The sequence below is a fragment of the Arthrobacter mangrovi genome (assembly GCF_026011795.1).
Taxonomy (GTDB): domain Bacteria; phylum Actinomycetota; class Actinomycetes; order Actinomycetales; family Micrococcaceae; genus Crystallibacter; species Crystallibacter mangrovi.
Genome location: NZ_BRVS01000008.1, coordinates 181,107 through 198,736 on the forward strand (window position 1 = coordinate 181,107; position 17,630 = coordinate 198,736).

A 17,630-nucleotide genomic window follows, 5' to 3' on the forward strand; every position below is an offset into this window, starting at 1 on the left:
AGTCATAAACAAACTGAACGGTCGTTCGGTAACGTGTCTAGCCTACAGGAAGAAGCGCCGCAGCGCAGGGGCGGTTTTGGCGGATGGCAGCCCGGCCGGAGCCGCACGGACCTGCAGATGCCGCCCGCGCCCATGCGTTCGGCCCGCTTAGCTCCAACGCGGTTACTGCAGGCGGCGGCGCAGCCGCTTGAGTTCGTCCTGTTCCAGTCCGTGCTCGATGAGGTAGCGCTCGGCGTCCAGCTCCGCGACCAGGTCCAGCAGCGCGCCGCGGGTGTCCTCCACCCTTGCGGCCAAGTCCGGGCCCGAGATGTAGCGCTCCACCGGATGGCGGTAGGGGCTGATCCGGTGCCATTCGTTGATGCCGCGAAGGCCGAACTCGTAGTGGTCCGCGATCGTTTCCGCGGACTCTCCGCGAAGCTGCAGGAGCAGCGTGGCTACCAGCCCGGTCCGGTCCCGGCCGGCGGAGCAGTGGACGACGACGGCCCCCTCGGCCTGCGCCAGGACCCGCGCGATGGCGACAATGTTGCCGGGGAACAGGCGCAGGTTGTCCGGATACTGCCGCGGATGCGACATGTACGGCCCGGCCAGCCTGCGGAACTCCTCGTGGTCGGGCTCCTCCGTGGGGCAGTTCAGCAGCGTGAAGAGCGAACGGGCCTCCGGCGGCACGTCCGGATCCGTCTCGCGGCGCGTCCGTTCGCCGTCGTTGCGCAGATCGACGATGGTGCGCACCCCGTCGTCGTACATTTGCCGCCAGCCCGCCTCGGTCAGCCATTCGGCGCGGCCCATGCCGTAGATGTCCCCGGCGATCCGGCGGGCGTTGACCGCCCCTTCCCAAGACGCCCGCTTGACCGAGTCCGGCCCGGCGCTCATGAGGCCTGGCTCCCGGCGCCGGCCCGCGGCGTGCCGGACGGACGGGCCTTTTCCAGCCGCGCCTGCAGACCCCGCCGGACGATGGGCCATTCGCTGTCCAGCACGGAGTAGACCACGGTGTCCCGCAGGGTGCCGTCCGGCATCCGGGTGTGGTTGCGCAGCACGCCATCCTGCTTGGCGCCGAGGCGTTCGATCGCCGCGCGCGACTGGTGGTTCATCCAATGCGTGCGGAACTCCACTGCGCGGCAGCCCAGCGTTTCGAACGCGTGCGTCATGAGGAGCAGCTTGCTGTCGGGATTGGTCCCGCTGCCCTGGGTGCTGGCGCGGTTCCAGGTGTAGCCGATTTCCGCCCGGGGCGTCGCGGCGTCGATGTTGCAGAAGGTCGTCATGCCCAGGACGACGTCGTCGGCCAGGCGCCGGACGGTGAACGGCAGCATAGTGCCCTGTTCCTGCTTCTCGAGGCGCTGCCGGATCTCCAGCTCCATGGTCTCCGGGGACGGCACCCGCGTGTACCAGAGATTCCAGAGTTCCCCGTCGCGGACGGCGTCTTCGAGCTCGGGCATGTGGCTCATTCGCAGCGGCTGCAGCCGGACGTACTTGCCGACCAGGGACAGCGGTTCAAACAGGGGCATGGATTCATCGTAGACAACCATTCCGCCCAGGGCGCCGATCGTCTAGCGTAAAGCCATGGTTCCTGAAGTGGATAACCGCACCGGCAAGTCCTTCCGTACGGCCGTGCTGGCGGCCTTGTCTGCGGTCGCGCTGGCCGGTGCCGCGGCGTCGCCCGCAGCCGCGGAACCCAAGACCCTCGACCTCGTGGCGCTGGGCGATTCCTACTCAGCGGGAGTGGGTGCGGGCCCCCTGCAGGAAAGTCCGCTGGCGCCAGGCAGCGGATGCCTGGTCGCCGCGCCGGGCTATGTGGAGGCGCTCGGCCAATTGCCCGCCGTGGGCACCGCGGTTGCCGCCGCATGTTCCGGTGCGACCAGCAGCCAGGTTGCGCAGCAGGTATCGGGCGCCCGGGAGCTGGGTATCCTCGGCCGGCAGACCGAGCTCATCACGGTCACCGCCGGCGCCAACGACATCCATTACGAAGGCGTCATCGCGGCCTGCGCCGTGGGCACTGTCGCCTTCTGCCGGACTGTGGTCAATGCGGCGGTGGCGGCGGCGCGCAGCGAGGTAGCACCCCGGCTCGCGGCCGGCTACCGGCTGATCCACCGGTCCGCACCTCGGGCCGACATCGCCGCGATCGGGTATCCGCATCTGTTTGCCGACGGCGGCGCCGGGCCGGTAATGAGTGCGGACGCGGCCGCCGTGCTCAATGACGGGGTGGATCGGCTCAACCGCATTATTGAACGTGCCGCCCGGACGTCGCCGCGTACCGTGTTCGTGGATGTAGTGGACGACTTCGAGGGCCACGGGATCGGCTCGGCGGACCCGTGGATCAACCTGGGTTCCTACCCGGCGGCCGACGGCACCGACTTCCATCCCACGGCCGAAGGTTATGCCGAGGGCTACGCCGCTGCCGTGGCCGCCGAGGTGAAGTCCCTCAGCCGCTAGTCAGCTGTCCCAGCTGAAGAAGCCCTTGCCGGTCTTGCGGCCGAGCTCGCCCTTGGCCACCTTGTCCCGCAGGATTTGGGGCGGCGCGAACCGGTCGCCCAGCGTGGTGTGCAAGTACTCCGCGATGCCCAGCCGGACGTCCAGTCCCACGATGTCCGTGGTCTTGAGCGGGCCGACGGGGTGCTTGTACCCGAGGACCATGGCGGCGTCGATGTCTTCGGCGGAGGCCACGCCTTCCTCGACCATCCGCATGGCCTCCAATGCGATGGCCACGCCGAGGCGGGAGGAGGCGAAACCGGGGGCATCGTGGACTACGACGGCGGTCTTCGCCAGGGCTTCGACCCATGCCTTGGAGGCGGCGGCCAGCTCGGTGGAGGTCTGCGGCGCCAGGACGACCTCGACCAGCTGCGAGGCCGGAACCGGATTGAAGAAGTGCAGGCCGCAGAAGCTGCCCGGGCGCTGGAGCTGTTCGGCGAGCTTGCCGATGGACAGCGACGAGGTGTTGGTGGCCAGCCACGCCGTCGGCTCCAGCTGCGCCTCGACGGCCTTCAGTGCCGTCGACTTCAGCTCGAAGTCTTCCGGTACGGCCTCGACCACGAGGCCGCAGGAGCCGAAAGCGGCGTAGTCGACGGAAACGGCCAGCCGCTTCACCAGTGCGTCGATGGTTTCCGTGGTGGTGCCGCGCTCCACGCTCTTGAGCAGCGCATCAGTCACGCGGCGGCGGGCGCCTTCGGCCGCGTCCTCGTCGCGTTCAACGACGACGACGCCGGCGCCGGCCGTCAGGAAGGCATGCGCGATGCCGGCTCCCATCCGGCCGCCTCCGAGCACGCCGACTTTTTCCGGTACTGATTGCACTGCGTTCATTTCTTCTTGTCTTTCTTCTTGTCCAGGAAGGCCTGCATGCGGTCGAACTTCGCCTCGGATTCAAACAGGATCCCCTGGGCGATCGTGTCGATCACGGGATGGACCTCGCGCGGCGTATGGAAAACGCTCTTCGTGATGCGCACGGCAAGGGGGTCCTGGGCCCCGATGCGGTCCGCCAGCGCGTGGGCCGCGCCGATGAGCTGCCCGGCCGGATGGACCTCCGTAACCAGCCTCGCGGCCAGGGCCTCCTCGGCATTGAGGATCCGGCCGGCGAGCAGGATCTCCTTGGCCAGCGGCTCCCCCACCAGTTCCTTCAGCCGCCAGGTGGCCCCGGCGGCCGCCATGATGCCGAGGTTCGTCTCCGGCTGGCCGATCCTGACGGACTCCGTCGCGATGCGGAAGTCGGCGGCGTAGGCCAGTTCGGCCCCGCCGCCCAGCGCGAAGCCGTCCAGCGCGGCGATGACCGGCATGGGCAGCTGGGCAATCCGGTTGAAAATCGTGGAGTTGATGCCCGCGAGCGCGTCCTCGCGGCGCCGCTCGCGCAACTGCCCGATGTCCGCCCCGGAGGCGAAGATGCCCTTGCCGTTGACCTCGGTGCCGGACATGATCAGGATCCGCGGCTCGCGCTCGAGGACCGAGCAGACGGCGTGCAGCTCGTCGACCATGGTCTGGTCGATCGCGTTCCGGACCTCGGGACGGTTCAGCTTCAGGTGGACGCGGTCGTCGCGCTCATCGACCAGCAGCGTCTTGAATTCATGGGAGGCGAAGAGCATCAGACCCGCTCAACGATCATCGAGGTGCCTTGGCCGACGCCGACGCACATCGTGGCGAGGCCGCGGCGGGCGTCCTCCCGCTCCATGCGGCCCAGCAGGGTGACCACCAGGCGCGAGCCGCTGGAACCCAGCGGGTGCCCCAAAGCGATCGCTCCGCCGTCGTTGTTCACGATTCCCTGGTCCAGCTTCAGCTCGCGCAGCACCGCCAACGACTGGGTGGCGAAAGCCTCGTTCAGCTCGACGGCGCCGAGATCGTCGATGCTCCAGCCGGCGCGCTCCAGCACCTTGCGGGTGGCCGGGACGGGACCGACGCCCATGATCTCGGGGGCGACGCCGGCGGAGGCGCCGTCGACGATCCGCGCCCGCGGCGTGAGGCCGAACTTCTGCACCGCGGCTTCGGAGGCGACGACGATGGCGGAGGCGCCGTCGTTAAGCGAGCTGGAGTTGCCCGCGGTCACGACGCCGCCGGGCTTGATGATGGACTTCAGGCCGGCGAGGACCTCCATGCTGGTGCCCGGGCGGGGGCCTTCGTCCGTCTCCACCATGGTGGTGGCGCCCTTGCGCCCGTGGACCGCGACGGGGACGATCTCGTCCTTGAGCCGGCCGCCCTCGATCGCCGCAATGGCGCGCTCGTGCGACTGCACGGCGAAGGCGTCCGCGTCCTCGCGGGAAATGTTGTAGACCTCGGCGACTTCCTCGGCCGTTTCCGGCATGGAGTACGTCATCTTGCCGCCGCGCGACAGGTCGCCGTGGGTGAAGTGGTGGTTCACGAAGCGCCAGCCGATCGACGTGTCGAACTGCTCGCCCGGCTTGGCGAAGGCCTTCGTCGGCTTCTCCTGCACCCAGGGTGCCCGGCTCATCGATTCCACACCGCCGGCGACGACGACATCCGCCGCTCCGGCCTTGATCATGTGTGAGGCCATGATGATGGCGCTGAGGCCGGAGGCGCACAGGCGGTTCACGGTGATTCCGGGTACATGGTCCGCATAGCCGGCGAGCAGCCAGGCCATCCGCGCGACGTTGCGGTTCTCCTCGCCGGCGCCGTTGGCGTTGCCGAAGATGACTTCGTCCACCGCGTCCGGATCGACGCCCGCCCGCTGGACGGCTTCCTTGACCACCAGCGCGGCCAGGTCATCCGGCCGGACCGAGGACAAGGCCCCTCCGTAGCGGCCCACCGGGGTACGGGCCCCGCCAATCAGGAATGCTTCAGCCATTGAAAGTCCCTCGACTCTGTGTTCTGTGGGTTCCGTCAGCCGGTTCGCGCGGGAGCAGCCCGGGCAGAAATTACCGACCGACCGTTCTATAAAGAATCCCATGCAGGGTTGCGGCGGTCAACTGCGCCGAAAGGACGGCGCAACAATCCTGCGCCGGTTCGGCGCGGAACCGGCCGCCGCACCGGGGCCGTTGGCTAGTCCAGCGTCCGCTCGTAAAATTCGACCAGTTCGGGAATCGGGGTCTGCGGGACCGGCTCCGCGTCCTCGCCGGAGAGCATGGCGGCGAGCTGTTCGAAACAGCTGTGCCAGCCGGCGGCAACTTTGGCACTGGTCTGCGGATCCTGCAGCGTGTTGGTCATCATGAGCCGGCACCCCTCCCCGTCCGGGTGCAGCTGCCAGCGCAGGACTTCCTCGTCCCAGGTGAAGGCCAGCCGGCTCTCGGACTCGTACTCCAGTACCTCGCCCTGGACGGGCTCCTCGCCGGGAAACAGGAATTCGATCCGCCCGCCGGCGCGTTCCTCGAGCCGCACCTGGCAGGGGAACCAAGCGGACACCTGCTCGTCCACTGTCAGGGCCTGCCACACCCGGGACAGGCTCTGGCCGAACCGGCAGCGGAACCGCAGCAGGGAGCCGCCGTCGATAGTGCTGTCGAGGCTCACGTGGATCCGGAAGGCGTCATTCATGCGAGGCCTCCCGCCGGGCCTCCGCCGCGGCCGCGATGTCGTACAAGTCCTGGTTGATGGCCTTCCGGGCGGCGTGCATTCCCAGCTTGCCAAACAGCGCCATCGCCAGCCGGTGCTGCCAGCCGGGGTCCTGCGCCTCGGCTTCGAAGGACAACCGCAGCTTGGTGCCTTCCCCTGCCGGTGTGAGCGTGAACCTCGTCGTGTAGTCGGTGCCACCGGACGCCGCCTTAACCGTGGTCGAATGAGGAGCGTCCACGTCCGCGACCCACATTTCCTCGGTGGCTTCCTTGCCCAGCATCCGGCGGGTCTCGCGCCAGCGGAAGCCGTCCCGGTAGGCGCCCGGGGTCAGGACCTCGACGCCGGTCACTCCGGAGAGGGTCGACGGGGACCGGCCGATGTCGGTCAGCACGTTCCACACGACGTCGGCGGGCGCGTCAATATAGCGGTCCAGTTCCAGCCCATAGGTCATCGGCTTACCTCCCCCTCATCGCGGCGTTGCTTGCCATCACAGTAGCGGATGCCCCGCGGAGGGGCGGGTATGGCCACGGCGCGGTGGACAAGAAGACCCCGCAAAAGGACCGATTCTGTCCGGTATGCCCTGTCGCCGGAGGGCGCTCGCTCCTAGAGTCGGTGCATGACCTTCAACATCCAGGTAGCCGTAGACAGCGCCGATCCGCACAAGCAGGCCGACTGGTGGGCGGAAACCCTGGGCTGGATCGTGGAGCCGACGGACCAGGAGTTCGTCTCGGACATGATCGCCAGGGGCTATGCCACCGATGAGGACACGATCATCCACAACGGTGTCCGGGTCTGGAAACCCGGGGCGGCGATCTGCCCCGCCGGCGAGTCCGGCGTGCGCGGCCGCCGGCGCATCCTCTTCCAGGCCGTGCCGGAGCCCAAAACAACCAAGAACCGCGTGCACTGGGACGTGGACCTCGCCGGTGAAGACAAGGACGAGGCCAGAGCGAGGCTGGAAGCGCGGGGGGCGAAGTTCCTGCATGACGGACGGGAAGGCCCGCACATCTGGTACACCATGGCCGATCCGGAGGGCAACGAGTTCTGCATCTCCTGAACCGGGTGAACCGGCGGGACCACGGTCTGTCCGGCCGGCGGCGATAGACTCGAGGGCGTGAGTTCAGAACATGCCGCACCAGCACCAGCCGACGTCCTGCCCTCGAAGGTCTCGGACGTGTTCGACCCGACCCGGTGGCGGGAGGTCTCAGGCTTCGGCTTCCAGGACCTGACCTACCACCGCCAGGTGGAGCGCGACGCCGATGGCCGGGTACTTCGCGACCTGCCGACGGTGCGGATCGCTTTCAACCGTCCGGAGGTGCGCAACGCCTTCCGGCCGGGAACGGTGGACGAGCTCTACCGCGCCATGGACCACGCCCGGATGACCTCTGACGTTGCCACCGTCCTGCTCACCGGAAACGGCCCCTCCCCCAAAGACGGCGGACACTCGTTCTGCTCCGGCGGGGACCAGCGCATCCGGGGCCGCGACGGGTACCGCTATGCCGAGGGGGAAACCCAGGAGACCATCGACCCCGCCCGTGCCGGCCGGCTCCACATCCTCGAAGTCCAGCGGCTGATGCGCACGATGCCCAAGGTAGTCATCGCCGTCGTGAACGGCTGGGCCGCGGGCGGAGGGCACAGCCTGCACGTGGTCTCCGACCTGACGATCGCGTCGCGCCAGCACGGGAAGTTCAAGCAGACGGACGCCACGGTCGGCAGCTTCGACGCGGGCTACGGCTCGGCGCTGCTCGCCCGCCAGATCGGGCAGAAGGCCGCTCGGGAGATCTTCTTCCTGGCCCGCGAGTACTCGGCCGAGGATATGGTCCGGATGGGCGCGGTCAACGAGGCCGTGGACCACGAGCGGCTCGAGGAAGTCGCCCTGGAATACGCCGCCGACATCGCGCGGCAGTCCCCGCAGGCCATCCGCATGCTCAAGTTCGCCTTCAACCTGGCCGACGACGGCCTGGCCGGACAGCAGGTCTTCGCCGGAGAGGCGACCCGGTTGGCCTACATGACGGACGAGGCCGTCGAGGGCAAGGACGCCTTCCTGCAGAAGCGCGACCCGGACTGGTCCCGCTTCCCGTACTACTTCTAGGCGCCGCCAATGGAACTGGCAGCAGCGTTGGAGGCCTTGTCCGCGGCAATGGCCGGGCGGGGCCCCGCCATCGAACTGGCGGCTGACGGCACGCCCAACCCCGTAGTGTCCGGCGGCTTGGCCCCGGGAACCGCGGCCGTGGTGCGCACCTCGGGCTCCACCGGCACGCCCAAGGCCACGATGCTCGGCGCCGAAGCGCTGGCCGCATCCGCCCTCGCCACTGCGCAGCGGCTGGGCGGCGAGGGGCAGTGGCTCCTGGCACTCGGACCGAACTACGTGGCCGGCTTGCAGGTGCTGGCGCGCTCGATCCACGCGGGCACGCGGCCGGAAGTGATGGACCTGTCCGCCGGGTTTACGCCCGAGGCCTTCATGGAAGCCGCAGGGGGCCTGACCGGTCGCTTCCGCATCACGTCCCTGGTGCCGACCCAGCTGCACCGGCTGCTTGAATCCCCCTCGGAGGAAGCGGTCAAGGCACTGCGCCGGTTCGATGCGATCCTCCTCGGCGGCGCGCGGCTGCCGGACAGCCTGCGCGCCGAGGCCGCCCGGCATTCCCTCAAGATCGTGCGGACCTATGGCATGAGCGAAACCTGCGGAGGCTGCGTGTACGACGGCGTTCCGCTGGAGGGGGTGCGCCTGGCCTTCGACCAGGGCCGGATCCTGATCGGCGGCGACGTGGTTGCCGCCGGCTACCTGGACAACCCCGAACTGACGGCCGCCCACTTCCACCACGCCGAGGGGACACGCTGGTTCCGAACCTCCGACCTCGGCGCCCTGCACGACGGCGTCCTCTTGGTCAGCGGGCGGGCGGACGATGTCCTCATCACCGGAGGCGTCAAGGTGTCGGCCGCAGCCGTCGCCGCCGCCATCGAGGCCGTGCCGGGGGTGCGGGCGGCCCTGGTGGCCGGTATCGACAACCCGGAATGGGGCACCCAGGTGGGCGCCGCCGTCGTCGGCACCGCCACCGAGGACGAGATCCGGGCGCACGTGCGCAGGGAACTCGGCGGACCGGCCGCCCCGCGCCACATTGTGCCGCTGGACGCGCTGCCGCTGCTGGAAAACGGCAAGCCGGACCGGCTGGCCGTCGCCGAGCTGCTGCGAAGCACGGCCAAGGTGCCGCCGGCTGGACGCCGCCCGCCGCCGGGTGCGGGAGAATAGAACGTTGCGGCCGCGTGCCGCCCCCCTGAGCTTCGAGACTGAGAAGGACCTAACCGTGGCAACAGCCGGCCAATGGATTGAAGGCGCCCGCCTTCGTACCCTCCCGATGGGCATCGCGCCCGTGATCGTGGGCAGCGCCGCCGCCTACGACCTTGAGGCGTTCCACCCGCTGCGCGCGCTGCTGGCCCTACTCACCGCGCTGCTCTTCCAGGTCGGCGTGAACTACTCCAACGACTACTCGGATGGCATCCGCGGCACCGACGACGTGCGCGTGGGCCCGCTGCGGCTGACCGCCTCCGGCCTGGCCTCGCCCAAGTCGGTCAAGTACGCCGCCTTCGGCTGCTTCGGCGCCGCGATGCTGGCCGGGCTGGTGCTGATCCTGCTGTCCGGCACCTGGCCGCTGCTGCTCGTCGGGGTCGGCTGCGTGATCGCTGCCTGGGGCTACACGGGCGGCAAGAACCCCTACGGCTACATCGGGCTCGGCGAGGTCTTCGTCTTCCTGTTCTTCGGCCTGGTTGCCACCATGGGCACGACCTATACGCAGGCCCTCACCGTCAGCTGGGCCTCGTTCCTCGGCGCCGTCTCGATCGGGCTGCTGGCCAGTGCCTTGCTCATGGCCAACAATGTCCGGGACATCCCCACCGACCGGGAGGCGGGCAAGCTGACGCTCGCCGTGCGGCTCGGCGACGAGGCGGCGCGGATCAGCTATGTCATGATGCTGGCGCTGGCGCTGCTGCTGCCGCTGCTGCTGATCAACGACCACCCGTGGATCCTGCTGGTGCTGCTGGTGTCGCCGCTGTGCATCACGCCGGCCTGGGTGATGCTGCGCAGCCAGCGGCGGCAGGACCTGATTCCGGTGCTGAAGCAGACCGGAATCATCAGCCTGTGCTTTGCCGCCGCCTTCACGCTCGGGATGGTGCTGACCCAGCTGGTCTAGCCGGGGCCGGGGGTCAGTCCTTCGTCGGCCTGGGCTTGCGGTCCGCATCCACGCCCAGCTGGCTATGGCGGTCGACTGCCTCGTCTTCGGCCATCGCGTCCGAGATCTCCGTCGAGGTGCGCAGCGGGGCAGCCTTCCCGGAGAAGCGGTGCTGCAGGCTGGCCGAAGCCGCGTCGCGCATCTTGCGGAAGAACAGGTAGGTCACGCACCAAGCGATCACCACGGCAACGATCGCGGAGTACACGATGCCGAGTTGCAGGAAGAGTCCAATAATGAAGACCAGGACGACAATCCCTAGCCTGAGTGCGGTAAATTTCCAGAAAGCCACCACACAAGTTTACGCCGTCGCGGACGTCAGGGGCCGCCGTCGTGCCCTGAGCTGAATACGCCATCACGCCGCCCGGCTGCAGCCGCCGCTCAACTACAATTTAGACATGGTTCGCGTGTACATTCTGCTCGTCGTGGTGGCTGTCGCAGTCATCGTCTATGCGCTCATCGAGTGCACCCGCTCACGGCCGCGGGAAGTGCGCAGCATCTCCAAGCCTGCCTGGATCCTGACCATCCTGCTGGTACCGCTGATCGGCGCGCTGCTGTGGTTCCTCTTCGGCAGGCCGCGCTCCACGCCGCAGCCCCAGGTCCAGCAGCGCCGGCCGATGGCTCCGGACGACGACGTCGCCTTCCTGCGCAAGCTGGAGCACCAGCGCCGCGTGCAGCAGCGGGAGGCGGAGCGGCAGAAGCGCGAATACGAGGCCAGGAAGAAGGAGCAGGGCGGAGCAGCCGACAAGCTCGGCGAGCAGGATCCTGACAACCCGGGGCCGCGCTAGGCTTCCCCACAGGCAGAAGGGAACGCACCCGCCCTTCCCCCCAGTCCCCGCACAAACCAAGAGCCCCGCAGAATCATCCTGCGGGGCTCTCTGCGTCTCTCTGCATCTTTCCGGTTTCTTCCCGGTCAGAGCAGTCCGTGCCGCCTACTGGAGTCCGGAGTAGCTGTGCAGGCCGGAGAAGAAGACGTTGACGATCGAGAAGTTGAAGATCACGCAGAGGTAGCCGACGATCGACAGCCAGGCCGCGCGCGTGCCGGTCCATCCGCGGGTAGCGCGGGCGTGCAGGTAGCCGGCGTAGACAACCCAGATCACGAAGGTCCAGACTTCCTTGGTGTCCCAGCCCCAGTAGCGGCCCCAGGCCTTCTCGGCCCAGATCGCGCCGGCCATGAGCGTGAAGGTCCAGAGGACAAAGGCGACGGCGTTGATCCGGTAGGCGACGTTCTCGAGGGTCAGCGCGGACGGTGCCAGGCGCATGAACGCCAGCCGGTCCGGCTGTCCGGCGCGGGCGCGGGCCTCGCGGTTCGCCTGCAGCAGCTGCAGCACGGACATCGCGAACGTCAGCGTGAACAGCGACGACGCGATCACAGCCACGGACACGTGAATGACCAGCCAGTAGCTCTGCAGCGCCGGGACGAGGTGGGCGACCGGGGTCGGGAACCCGATGGCGGCCGCGCACAGCATGATGACCACCAGGCCGATCACGAAGGAGCCGAGGAACCGCAGGTCCTTCTTGACCAAGGTCAGCAGGTACACCACGGCCACCACGAGGGCGCCGGTGGTGCAGAATTCGTACATGTTGCCCCACGGGACGCGGTGCGCAGCGATGCCGCGGCTGATCACCCCCGCGGCCAGGATGACGGCGCCGAGGACGCTGACGGCGACGCCGATTCGGGCGGCATTGCGGCGTTCGCCGGCATAGTCCATGGACTCGTCCGCGACGGCGACGTCCGCCGGGGCGCCGGCGGCCGGCCCTGCGCCGCCCCCAACGGTGGCCGGGACCTTCTGCTCGGCGCGCTGTTCGGCCAGCCGGGCCTCCACCGCGCGGATGGTCTTGCTGGAAGTTGCCAGGTCCCAGCAGAAGGCGATGAAGGCCACGGTGAACGCCATGGCCGCCAGCAGTATGAACAGCTCGCTATATTGGCCGAGGGTTTCGTCAATGCTTGGCATGCTCGGGCACGTCCTTAGGATTCGTTGACGCCGACGGCGTCCCGGTCATTGTCGGCAGGCCGGTTCTCGGCAGCCAGCCACTCTTTCTCGAAAAGCTTGCGCAGCGCGGCCGATTCGGCGGCCAGCCGCGGATCCTCGCCGCGGGCCAGCAGGCCCCATTCGACCATGGTACGGCCGTCCTCGTGGGTTCCCGTCCGGACCCAGACGCGGCGCCGTCCGATGAACAGCGAGGCGCCCAGCCCCAGCAGCGCGAGCGTGGAGAACACCAGCGCCCCGCCCTGGCCGGGATCGTGGTCGATGTCCAAGGCGACGTACCGCCTGAGCCCGTCGAAGGTGATGCTCCCCAGGCCCTCCGGCAGCTTCGCGGTTTCGTAGGCGGCGAGTTCGATGCCGCCGGCTTCCTGCTTGCGGTCATTGAGGACCGTCAGGCCGCTGGTGTCGAGGACATAGACGTTCTTCGGATCGCCGTTGTCCAGGCCCAGGTCTCCCTTGTACGAGTTCAGGTACAACCGCGGATTGAACGGATCCGGATCGCTGCCCACGGCCACGCCGTCTTCGCCCTCGACCGCCGTCGGCAGGAAGAAGCCGACAAACCCGAGCTGCTCGGGCTTGGCGTCCGGCACCTTGATGGCCATGGTGGACGTGTAGGCGCCGTCGTTCGGCACCGCGACGACCGGGCCCTGGTACGCCACGTTGCCGTCGCCGTCGCGCACCGTCACCACGGGAGCGTAGCCGTTGCCGACGAGGTAGACGTTGGTTCCGCCGATCGCCAGCGGCTCGTTCACCTTCAGGACCTGCTTCTTCGCCTCGGCCCCCGGAGCGTCGCGCGTGGTCATGGTCGCGGTGAAGTCCAGCGGCTGGCCGTAGTGGGTCTTGGACTCGCGGTCGAACTCCACCTCGAATTTGTCCAGCTGCAGCGAGTACGGCGCGAGCCGGTCCTCGTGGAAGTTGCTGCCCGGCGTGAAGTTGTCGTAGCTGACCAGCGTGTTGACGAAGGACTCGCCCTCCACAATGATCTTCTGCCCGCGGTAGCCGAACAGGCCTCCGACGGCCACGGATACCAGCACCCCGATCAGGGACACGTGGAAAACCAGGTTGCCGACTTCCTTGAACAGGCCGCGCTCCGCCCCGACGGACGGGCGCTCCGTCCCGGTGTCGCGCACATGGACGCGGTAGCCCCGGCGCTTCAGCATCCGGGCGGCATCTTCGATGGCGGACTGCCGGGTCACCGACGAGCCCGCCGGCAGCGCCATCGCCGCATACTCGGGCAGCCGGGAGAGCCTCCGGGGGGTCCGCGGCGGCTGTGCGCGCATGGCCTGCCAGTGCTTGATGGCGCGCGGGATCACGCAGCCGATCAGCGAAACGAACAGCAGCAGGTAGATCGCGGAGAACCAGACCGAGGAGTACACGTCGAACAGCTGGAAGCGGTCCAGCCACGGTCCGGTCTGCGGATGGTCGGCGATGTACTGGGTCACCACGGCGGGATTGGCCGGGCGCTGAGGGAACAGCGAACCGGGGACCGCGGCCACCGCGAGCAGCAGCAGCAGGAACAGCGCGGTGCGCATGCTCGTCAACTGGGACCAGATAAAGCGCACGGTGCCGAGGAAGCCCAACTTGGGCAGCTCGACGTCGTACTTCTTGTCAGTTGTCTTGCTCATCAGATGGGGAGCCTCACTTCGTTGGCGAACCAGTCCTGCAGTTGCGTGACCCAGCTCCCCCACAGGCCGCTGGCCATCAGCAGGCCCAAAACTACCAGCAGGCCGCCACCGGCCCGCTGGAGGAACAGCCGGTGGCGGCGGAAGAAGGCCATCGCGCCCATGCCGCGCCGCACGCCGAGGGCAATCAGCAGGAAGGGGACCCCGAGGCCAAGGCAGTAGACAAAGGCCAGAAAGGCGCCCTTCGTGGCGTCGGCGCCGCCGGAGAAGGCGAGCGCCTGGACGGCGGAGAACGTCGGCCCGATGCACGGCGCCCAGCCCAGGCCGAAGGTCATGCCCAGCACCGGCGCGCCCCAGAGGCCGGCCGGCGGGCGGGAGTGGATCTTCCGGTCCCGCTGGAACCAACTGAGTCCGCCCATGAAAACGATGCCCATGACAATAACGACGACGCCGAGCAGTTGCGTTACCCATGCGGCTTCCGTGCCCTTGAGCCAGGCGCCCAGTTGGCCGAAGACCGCTCCGATCGCCACGAACACGGCGGAGAAGCCAAGGACGAACAGTCCGATTCCGGCGAACATGCGGCCGCGCCGCTGGCTGTGCAGGTCGACGCCGGTCAGGCCCGTGACATAACCCAAATATCCCGGCACTAGCGGGAGCACGCATGGGGACATGAAGGACACGAGTCCCGCCAGCATGGCTACCGGAATAGCCAGCAGCACGGAACCGCTGAGCACGGTTTCGCCGAAGAGGTTGCCGACCGAGCCGGGGAGGTAGCCGATTCCCACGGTCAGGCGGCCGCGGTGTCGCGGATCAGGGTCTTCAGCGTGCCTTTGTCGGCGACCCCGAGAATCCGGGCGGCAACGCGGCCTTCCTTGTCCAGCACCAGTGTGGTGGGGACGGCCTGCGGGGGGACGTAGCTGGTCATCGACAGCAGGATGCCGCCGTCCTTGTCCTTGAAGCTCGGGTAGGTCACACCGAAGTTGCGCTCGAAGGCCTCGGCGGTCGCCTTCTCGTCACGCACGTTCACGCCGTAGAACCGGGCGTCCTTGCTGAATTCCTGGCTCAGGGCCTGCAGGTCCTTGGCCTCCAGCCGGCAGGGCGCGCAGGCCGCGTACCAGAAGTTGAGCACCGTCACCTTGCCCGCCCAACCGGACGAGTCGACTTTGCTGCCGTCGAACAGCGTTCCGGTCAGCTGGACGGGTTCGCCGCGGCTGCCCGGGTCGTATTCGGTGACCGATCCGTCGCCGGCGATATAGTTCTTGTTGTCGCCGGCATTGGCCTGCTGGGCCAGCGAGTCCTCCACCGTGCAGGCGGCCAGCGGCAGCGCGAAGGCAAGCGCGGCGCTCATCTTGAGCAGGGACCGGCGGTTCAAAGGCTCAGGGGTATTCGCAGTCACAATCACACTTTTCTACGTGGGCTGGGGGCTTCCCACTTCTACAACGCGTAGTAATTCTATTACGCTCCCGGGATATTGGCCGCACCGGGCAGCAGGTCCGCGCTCGGCTCGCAATACTCCACCCCGGCGAGGTGCTCGCCGTCGAACTTCAGGCTGGTCACGGATGCCAGCGTGCACTGCCGGCGCCGCGGGTCGTGCCAGAGCCGGCGGCGCTCCGCAGCCAGGCGCGTGACCCAGATGGGCAGCTGGTGGCTGACCATGATGGCCTCCGCCCCCGGCCCGCCGATTTCCTCGGCGGCCTTCCGCGCATCCTCCGCCGCCGCCATCACCCGCAGGACCTGGGCCGTGTAGGCCTCGCCCCAGGAAGGCCGGATCGGATTGCGGAGGGAGGCCCAGTGCCGCGGATCGCGCAGCTGCCGCTTGATGTCCGCCAGTCCCTCGAAGCGGTTTTCCGCCTCGATGATGCGTTCGTCCGTGACGATTTCGAGGTTCAGCGCGGCCGCCGTCGGCTGGGCCGTCTCCTGCGCCCTGGTCAGCGGTGACGAGACGAGATAGCAGATGTTGGCGCCGTGGGCGACCCGGTCGGCGAAATAGTCTGCCGCCCGCTGCGCCATCTTCTGGCCCAGCTCCGACAGATGGAACTCGGGCAGCCTGCCATAGAGCACTCGGCCCGGATTATGGACTTCGCCATGGCGGAGCAAATGAACAGTCGTTGGCGGCATGGTCTTAAGTGTCTCAAAGGAGGCCGCTATTGCCCAAAGCGCGGGCCGCCGCAAGAATGGCCCTCGAAGGGCCCCCGAGCGCGGGCCCTTCGAGGCACGAACCGTCGATCCAGGCATCTACCGTTCCAGGAGTTCACGATGACACTTCCCCAAGGCCTCACCGAAGGCGTTTGGAAACTCGACCAGGCCCACAGCGAGATCGGCTTCACGGTCCGTCACGCAGGCATCAGCAAGGTCCGCGGACGGTTCACCGATGCGGACGCCGAAGCGCGCGTCGGGTCGACGCTGGCGGACTCCACCCTCCACGCGACCGTCAGGACCGCCAGCTTCAACTCAGGCGAGGCCAACCGCGACGCCCACGTCAAGGGCCCCGACTTTTTCGATGTCGAGCAGTTCCCGGACATGACCTTCGTCGCGACGGGAGTTGAGGGCGACGGCGAGGCATACACCCTCACCGGCGACCTCACCATCCGCGGCGTCACCAGACCGGTCGAGGTCGAGGTGGAATTCACCGGCGTCGCCGTCGATCCGTTCGGCGCCACCCGTGCCGGCTTCACCGGCGAAGCCGAGATCAGCCGCAAGGAGTTTGGCCTGACCTGGAACGCGGCGCTCGAGGCCGGCGGCGTGCTGGTCAGCGACAAGGTTAAGATCAGCCTGGACGCAGCGCTCGTCAAGCAGTCCTGATCCGTCGCCCGCGGGCCGGGAGCTTGTGCGTTCCGCCCTCCGCCGGCGGCACCGAATATCATCCTTTCGGGCTAGTCACAGCGCGCTCGGCGCCGCTGTAGTGTTGGCATAACAGGCCCTGCGAAGGCGCCTGCAAGCTTCCGCCGCTTCCTGTGCAGCCAAGAAAAGGATCCGACCATGTCCACTCCTGAAAACCAGCCCGATCCCTCCGGCCAGCCGGAACAGCAGCGCGGCCAAGGCGCCAACGGTTCTGGCCAGGAGCAGCCCCGGTACGGGCAGAACCCGCCGCAGTACGGCCAGAATGCGCCCCATTACGGCCAGTCCGCCCCTCAATACGGGCAGAACCAGCCCCAGTACGGCCAGAACCAGCCCGGTCCCTACGGCCAGTCCGCTCCCCAGTACGGCCAGTCCGCACCCCAGTACGGGCAGAGCGCCCCGCAGTACGGGCAGAACGCACCCCAGTACGGCCAGCAGCCGGGCCCCTACAGCTACCAGAGCGCACAGCCGGGCCAGTACAGCTACCCCTCCTCGCAGCCGCAGGCGGGAGCCATGCCGACCCGGCCGAAAGAAGTGGTCATCGCCTTCTGGCTGATCATCGCCGCGGCCGTGCTGACCGCCATCGGGATCATTACCTCGCTCGCCACTATGGATACCCTCCTGGCGGGCATGGCGGATGACCCCGCCGTGCGCGACGCCCTGGCCCAGACCGGCGGCGAGATCAGCGAACAGCAGTTCATGGACATGATGAGCGGCACGGCGGGCGTCGTCCTCGTCATCGCGGGCCTGATCGTCATCGGCCTCTACCTGATGGTGGCCTTCGGCGTGAAAGCCGGCAAGAACTGGGCCCGCATCACCGGCACCGTTTTCGCGGCCCTGTCCCTCGTGGGCCTGGTGCCGTTCAGCCTCAACACGCTGACTGCGCTCCTGGGCATCGCGGCGATCGTGCTGCTGTTCATGCGGCCGTCCAACGAGTTCTTCAAGGCCGTCTCGGCCCGGAAGTACGGCATCTACGGCCGCTGACC

21 protein-coding genes are annotated in these 17,630 nt (G+C 68.2%); 8 read left to right on the forward strand and 13 right to left on the reverse strand.

Annotated elements, in window-relative coordinates:
- Positions 1-162 precede the first annotated feature (162 nt).
- Positions 163-870, reverse strand: a complete 708-nt coding sequence (locus tag AHIS1636_RS10355) for a tyrosine-protein phosphatase (protein ID WP_264795737.1) — start codon at positions 868-870, stop codon at positions 163-165.
- The gene (locus AHIS1636_RS10360; protein ID WP_264795738.1) at positions 867-1,502 is read right to left on the reverse strand and encodes a GNAT family N-acetyltransferase; all 636 of its coding nucleotides are present in this window, start codon (positions 1,500-1,502) and stop codon (positions 867-869) included. The genes AHIS1636_RS10355 and AHIS1636_RS10360 overlap by 4 nt, the downstream gene beginning before the upstream one ends.
- A gap of 55 nt (positions 1,503-1,557) precedes the next feature.
- Here AHIS1636_RS10360 and AHIS1636_RS10365 point away from each other — a divergent pair, with 55 nt between their 5' ends.
- A complete protein-coding gene (locus AHIS1636_RS10365) occupies positions 1,558-2,427 on the forward strand; it encodes an SGNH/GDSL hydrolase family protein (RefSeq protein ID WP_264795739.1) in 870 nt (289 codons plus the stop codon).
- Here AHIS1636_RS10365 and AHIS1636_RS10370 read toward each other — a convergent pair whose 3' ends face one another.
- The 5 genes from AHIS1636_RS10370 to AHIS1636_RS10390 form a co-directional block, all read right to left on the reverse strand.
- Positions 2,428-3,291 carry a 3-hydroxyacyl-CoA dehydrogenase family protein gene (locus AHIS1636_RS10370; RefSeq protein WP_264795740.1) on the reverse strand — a complete coding sequence of 288 codons (864 nt, stop codon included), beginning with the start codon at positions 3,289-3,291 and terminating at the stop codon, positions 2,428-2,430.
- Positions 3,288-4,064 (reverse strand): enoyl-CoA hydratase/isomerase family protein, encoded by a 777-nt coding sequence (locus AHIS1636_RS10375; protein ID WP_264795741.1) that lies wholly within the window; start codon positions 4,062-4,064, stop codon positions 3,288-3,290. The genes AHIS1636_RS10370 and AHIS1636_RS10375 overlap by 4 nt, the downstream gene beginning before the upstream one ends.
- The gene (locus AHIS1636_RS10380; RefSeq protein WP_264795742.1) at positions 4,064-5,278 is read right to left on the reverse strand and encodes a thiolase family protein; all 1,215 of its coding nucleotides are present in this window, start codon (positions 5,276-5,278) and stop codon (positions 4,064-4,066) included. The genes AHIS1636_RS10375 and AHIS1636_RS10380 overlap by 1 nt, the downstream gene beginning before the upstream one ends.
- Positions 5,279-5,472: 194 nt before the next feature.
- Complete coding sequence (locus AHIS1636_RS10385) at positions 5,473-5,961, reverse strand: SRPBCC family protein (protein ID WP_264795743.1); 489 nt, start codon at positions 5,959-5,961, stop codon at positions 5,473-5,475.
- Entirely contained in the window at positions 5,954-6,430 is a 477-nt protein-coding gene (locus AHIS1636_RS10390) for an SRPBCC family protein (RefSeq protein WP_264795744.1), read from the reverse strand. The genes AHIS1636_RS10385 and AHIS1636_RS10390 overlap by 8 nt, the downstream gene beginning before the upstream one ends.
- Positions 6,431-6,595: 165 nt before the next feature.
- Between AHIS1636_RS10390 and AHIS1636_RS10395 the strand changes: the two genes are divergently transcribed.
- From AHIS1636_RS10395 to AHIS1636_RS10410, 4 genes are read left to right on the forward strand one after another with little or no spacing between them, the layout of a single operon-like run.
- On the forward strand, positions 6,596-7,033 hold the full coding sequence (locus AHIS1636_RS10395) for a VOC family protein (RefSeq protein ID WP_264795745.1): 438 nt from the start codon (positions 6,596-6,598) through the stop codon (positions 7,031-7,033).
- Positions 7,034-7,090: 57 nt separating this feature from the next.
- Positions 7,091-8,068, forward strand: a complete 978-nt coding sequence (locus AHIS1636_RS10400; protein WP_264795746.1) for a 1,4-dihydroxy-2-naphthoyl-CoA synthase — start codon at positions 7,091-7,093, stop codon at positions 8,066-8,068.
- Positions 8,069-8,077: 9 nt separating this feature from the next.
- Complete coding sequence (locus AHIS1636_RS10405; protein ID WP_264795747.1) at positions 8,078-9,223, forward strand: AMP-binding protein; 1,146 nt, start codon at positions 8,078-8,080, stop codon at positions 9,221-9,223.
- A gap of 55 nt (positions 9,224-9,278) precedes the next feature.
- A complete protein-coding gene (locus tag AHIS1636_RS10410; protein WP_264795748.1) occupies positions 9,279-10,160 on the forward strand; it encodes a 1,4-dihydroxy-2-naphthoate polyprenyltransferase in 882 nt (293 codons plus the stop codon).
- 13 nt (positions 10,161-10,173) lie between these two features.
- On the opposite strand, the gene AHIS1636_RS10415 is transcribed toward AHIS1636_RS10410, so the two are convergent.
- Positions 10,174-10,488, reverse strand: a complete 315-nt coding sequence (locus AHIS1636_RS10415) for a DUF4229 domain-containing protein (RefSeq protein ID WP_264795749.1) — start codon at positions 10,486-10,488, stop codon at positions 10,174-10,176.
- 106 nt (positions 10,489-10,594) lie between these two features.
- Between AHIS1636_RS10415 and AHIS1636_RS10420 the strand changes: the two genes are divergently transcribed.
- Complete coding sequence (locus AHIS1636_RS10420; RefSeq protein ID WP_264795750.1) at positions 10,595-10,984, forward strand: PLD nuclease N-terminal domain-containing protein; 390 nt, start codon at positions 10,595-10,597, stop codon at positions 10,982-10,984.
- 144 nt (positions 10,985-11,128) lie between these two features.
- On the opposite strand, the gene ccsB is transcribed toward AHIS1636_RS10420, so the two are convergent.
- Genes ccsB through AHIS1636_RS10445 form a run of 5 tightly spaced genes read right to left on the reverse strand, consistent with a single transcriptional unit; the run spans position 11,129 to position 15,924 of the window.
- The gene (ccsB, locus tag AHIS1636_RS10425) at positions 11,129-12,151 is read right to left on the reverse strand and encodes a c-type cytochrome biogenesis protein CcsB (RefSeq protein WP_264795751.1); all 1,023 of its coding nucleotides are present in this window, start codon (positions 12,149-12,151) and stop codon (positions 11,129-11,131) included.
- A 14-nt stretch (positions 12,152-12,165) separates the two neighbouring features.
- Positions 12,166-13,809, reverse strand: coding sequence for a cytochrome c biogenesis protein ResB (gene resB, locus AHIS1636_RS10430; protein ID WP_264795752.1), 1,644 nt, complete (start codon positions 13,807-13,809; stop codon positions 12,166-12,168).
- Positions 13,809-14,591, reverse strand: a complete 783-nt coding sequence (locus AHIS1636_RS10435; protein ID WP_264795753.1) for a cytochrome c biogenesis CcdA family protein — start codon at positions 14,589-14,591, stop codon at positions 13,809-13,811. The genes resB and AHIS1636_RS10435 overlap by 1 nt, the downstream gene beginning before the upstream one ends.
- Positions 14,592-14,593: 2 nt before the next feature.
- Positions 14,594-15,208 carry a TlpA family protein disulfide reductase gene (locus AHIS1636_RS10440; RefSeq protein ID WP_373875816.1) on the reverse strand — a complete coding sequence of 205 codons (615 nt, stop codon included), beginning with the start codon at positions 15,206-15,208 and terminating at the stop codon, positions 14,594-14,596.
- 53 nt (positions 15,209-15,261) lie between these two features.
- Positions 15,262-15,924 (reverse strand): histidine phosphatase family protein, encoded by a 663-nt coding sequence (locus tag AHIS1636_RS10445; RefSeq protein WP_264795754.1) that lies wholly within the window; start codon positions 15,922-15,924, stop codon positions 15,262-15,264.
- Positions 15,925-16,062: 138 nt separating this feature from the next.
- Here AHIS1636_RS10445 and AHIS1636_RS10450 point away from each other — a divergent pair, with 138 nt between their 5' ends.
- The gene (locus AHIS1636_RS10450; protein ID WP_264795755.1) at positions 16,063-16,608 is read left to right on the forward strand and encodes a YceI family protein; all 546 of its coding nucleotides are present in this window, start codon (positions 16,063-16,065) and stop codon (positions 16,606-16,608) included.
- Between the two features lie 177 nt (positions 16,609-16,785).
- Entirely contained in the window at positions 16,786-17,628 is an 843-nt protein-coding gene (locus AHIS1636_RS10455; protein ID WP_264795756.1) for a hypothetical protein, read from the forward strand.
- The last annotated feature ends 2 nt before the right edge of the window (positions 17,629-17,630 follow it).

Coding starts and splice junctions, on each gene's coding strand:
- AHIS1636_RS10395 (WP_264795745.1), top strand. CDS start 6,596: ATGACCTTCAACATCCAGGTAGCCGTAGACAGCGCCGATCCGCACAAG.
- resB (WP_264795752.1), bottom strand. CDS start 13,809: ATGAGCAAGACAACTGACAAGAAGTACGACGTCGAGCTGCCCAAGTTG.
- AHIS1636_RS10390 (WP_264795744.1), bottom strand. CDS start 6,430: ATGACCTATGGGCTGGAACTGGACCGCTATATTGACGCGCCCGCCGAC.
- AHIS1636_RS10365 (WP_264795739.1), top strand. CDS start 1,558: ATGGTTCCTGAAGTGGATAACCGCACCGGCAAGTCCTTCCGTACGGCC.
- AHIS1636_RS10370 (WP_264795740.1), bottom strand. CDS start 3,291: ATGAACGCAGTGCAATCAGTACCGGAAAAAGTCGGCGTGCTCGGAGGC.
- AHIS1636_RS10355 (WP_264795737.1), bottom strand. CDS start 870: ATGAGCGCCGGGCCGGACTCGGTCAAGCGGGCGTCTTGGGAAGGGGCG.
- AHIS1636_RS10420 (WP_264795750.1), top strand. CDS start 10,595: ATGGTTCGCGTGTACATTCTGCTCGTCGTGGTGGCTGTCGCAGTCATC.
- AHIS1636_RS10360 (WP_264795738.1), bottom strand. CDS start 1,502: ATGCCCCTGTTTGAACCGCTGTCCCTGGTCGGCAAGTACGTCCGGCTG.
- AHIS1636_RS10380 (WP_264795742.1), bottom strand. CDS start 5,278: ATGGCTGAAGCATTCCTGATTGGCGGGGCCCGTACCCCGGTGGGCCGC.
- AHIS1636_RS10375 (WP_264795741.1), bottom strand. CDS start 4,064: ATGCTCTTCGCCTCCCATGAATTCAAGACGCTGCTGGTCGATGAGCGC.
- AHIS1636_RS10445 (WP_264795754.1), bottom strand. CDS start 15,924: ATGCCGCCAACGACTGTTCATTTGCTCCGCCATGGCGAAGTCCATAAT.
- AHIS1636_RS10450 (WP_264795755.1), top strand. CDS start 16,063: ATGACACTTCCCCAAGGCCTCACCGAAGGCGTTTGGAAACTCGACCAG.
- AHIS1636_RS10405 (WP_264795747.1), top strand. CDS start 8,078: ATGGAACTGGCAGCAGCGTTGGAGGCCTTGTCCGCGGCAATGGCCGGG.
- ccsB (WP_264795751.1), bottom strand. CDS start 12,151: ATGCCAAGCATTGACGAAACCCTCGGCCAATATAGCGAGCTGTTCATA.
- AHIS1636_RS10385 (WP_264795743.1), bottom strand. CDS start 5,961: ATGAATGACGCCTTCCGGATCCACGTGAGCCTCGACAGCACTATCGAC.
- AHIS1636_RS10455 (WP_264795756.1), top strand. CDS start 16,786: ATGTCCACTCCTGAAAACCAGCCCGATCCCTCCGGCCAGCCGGAACAG.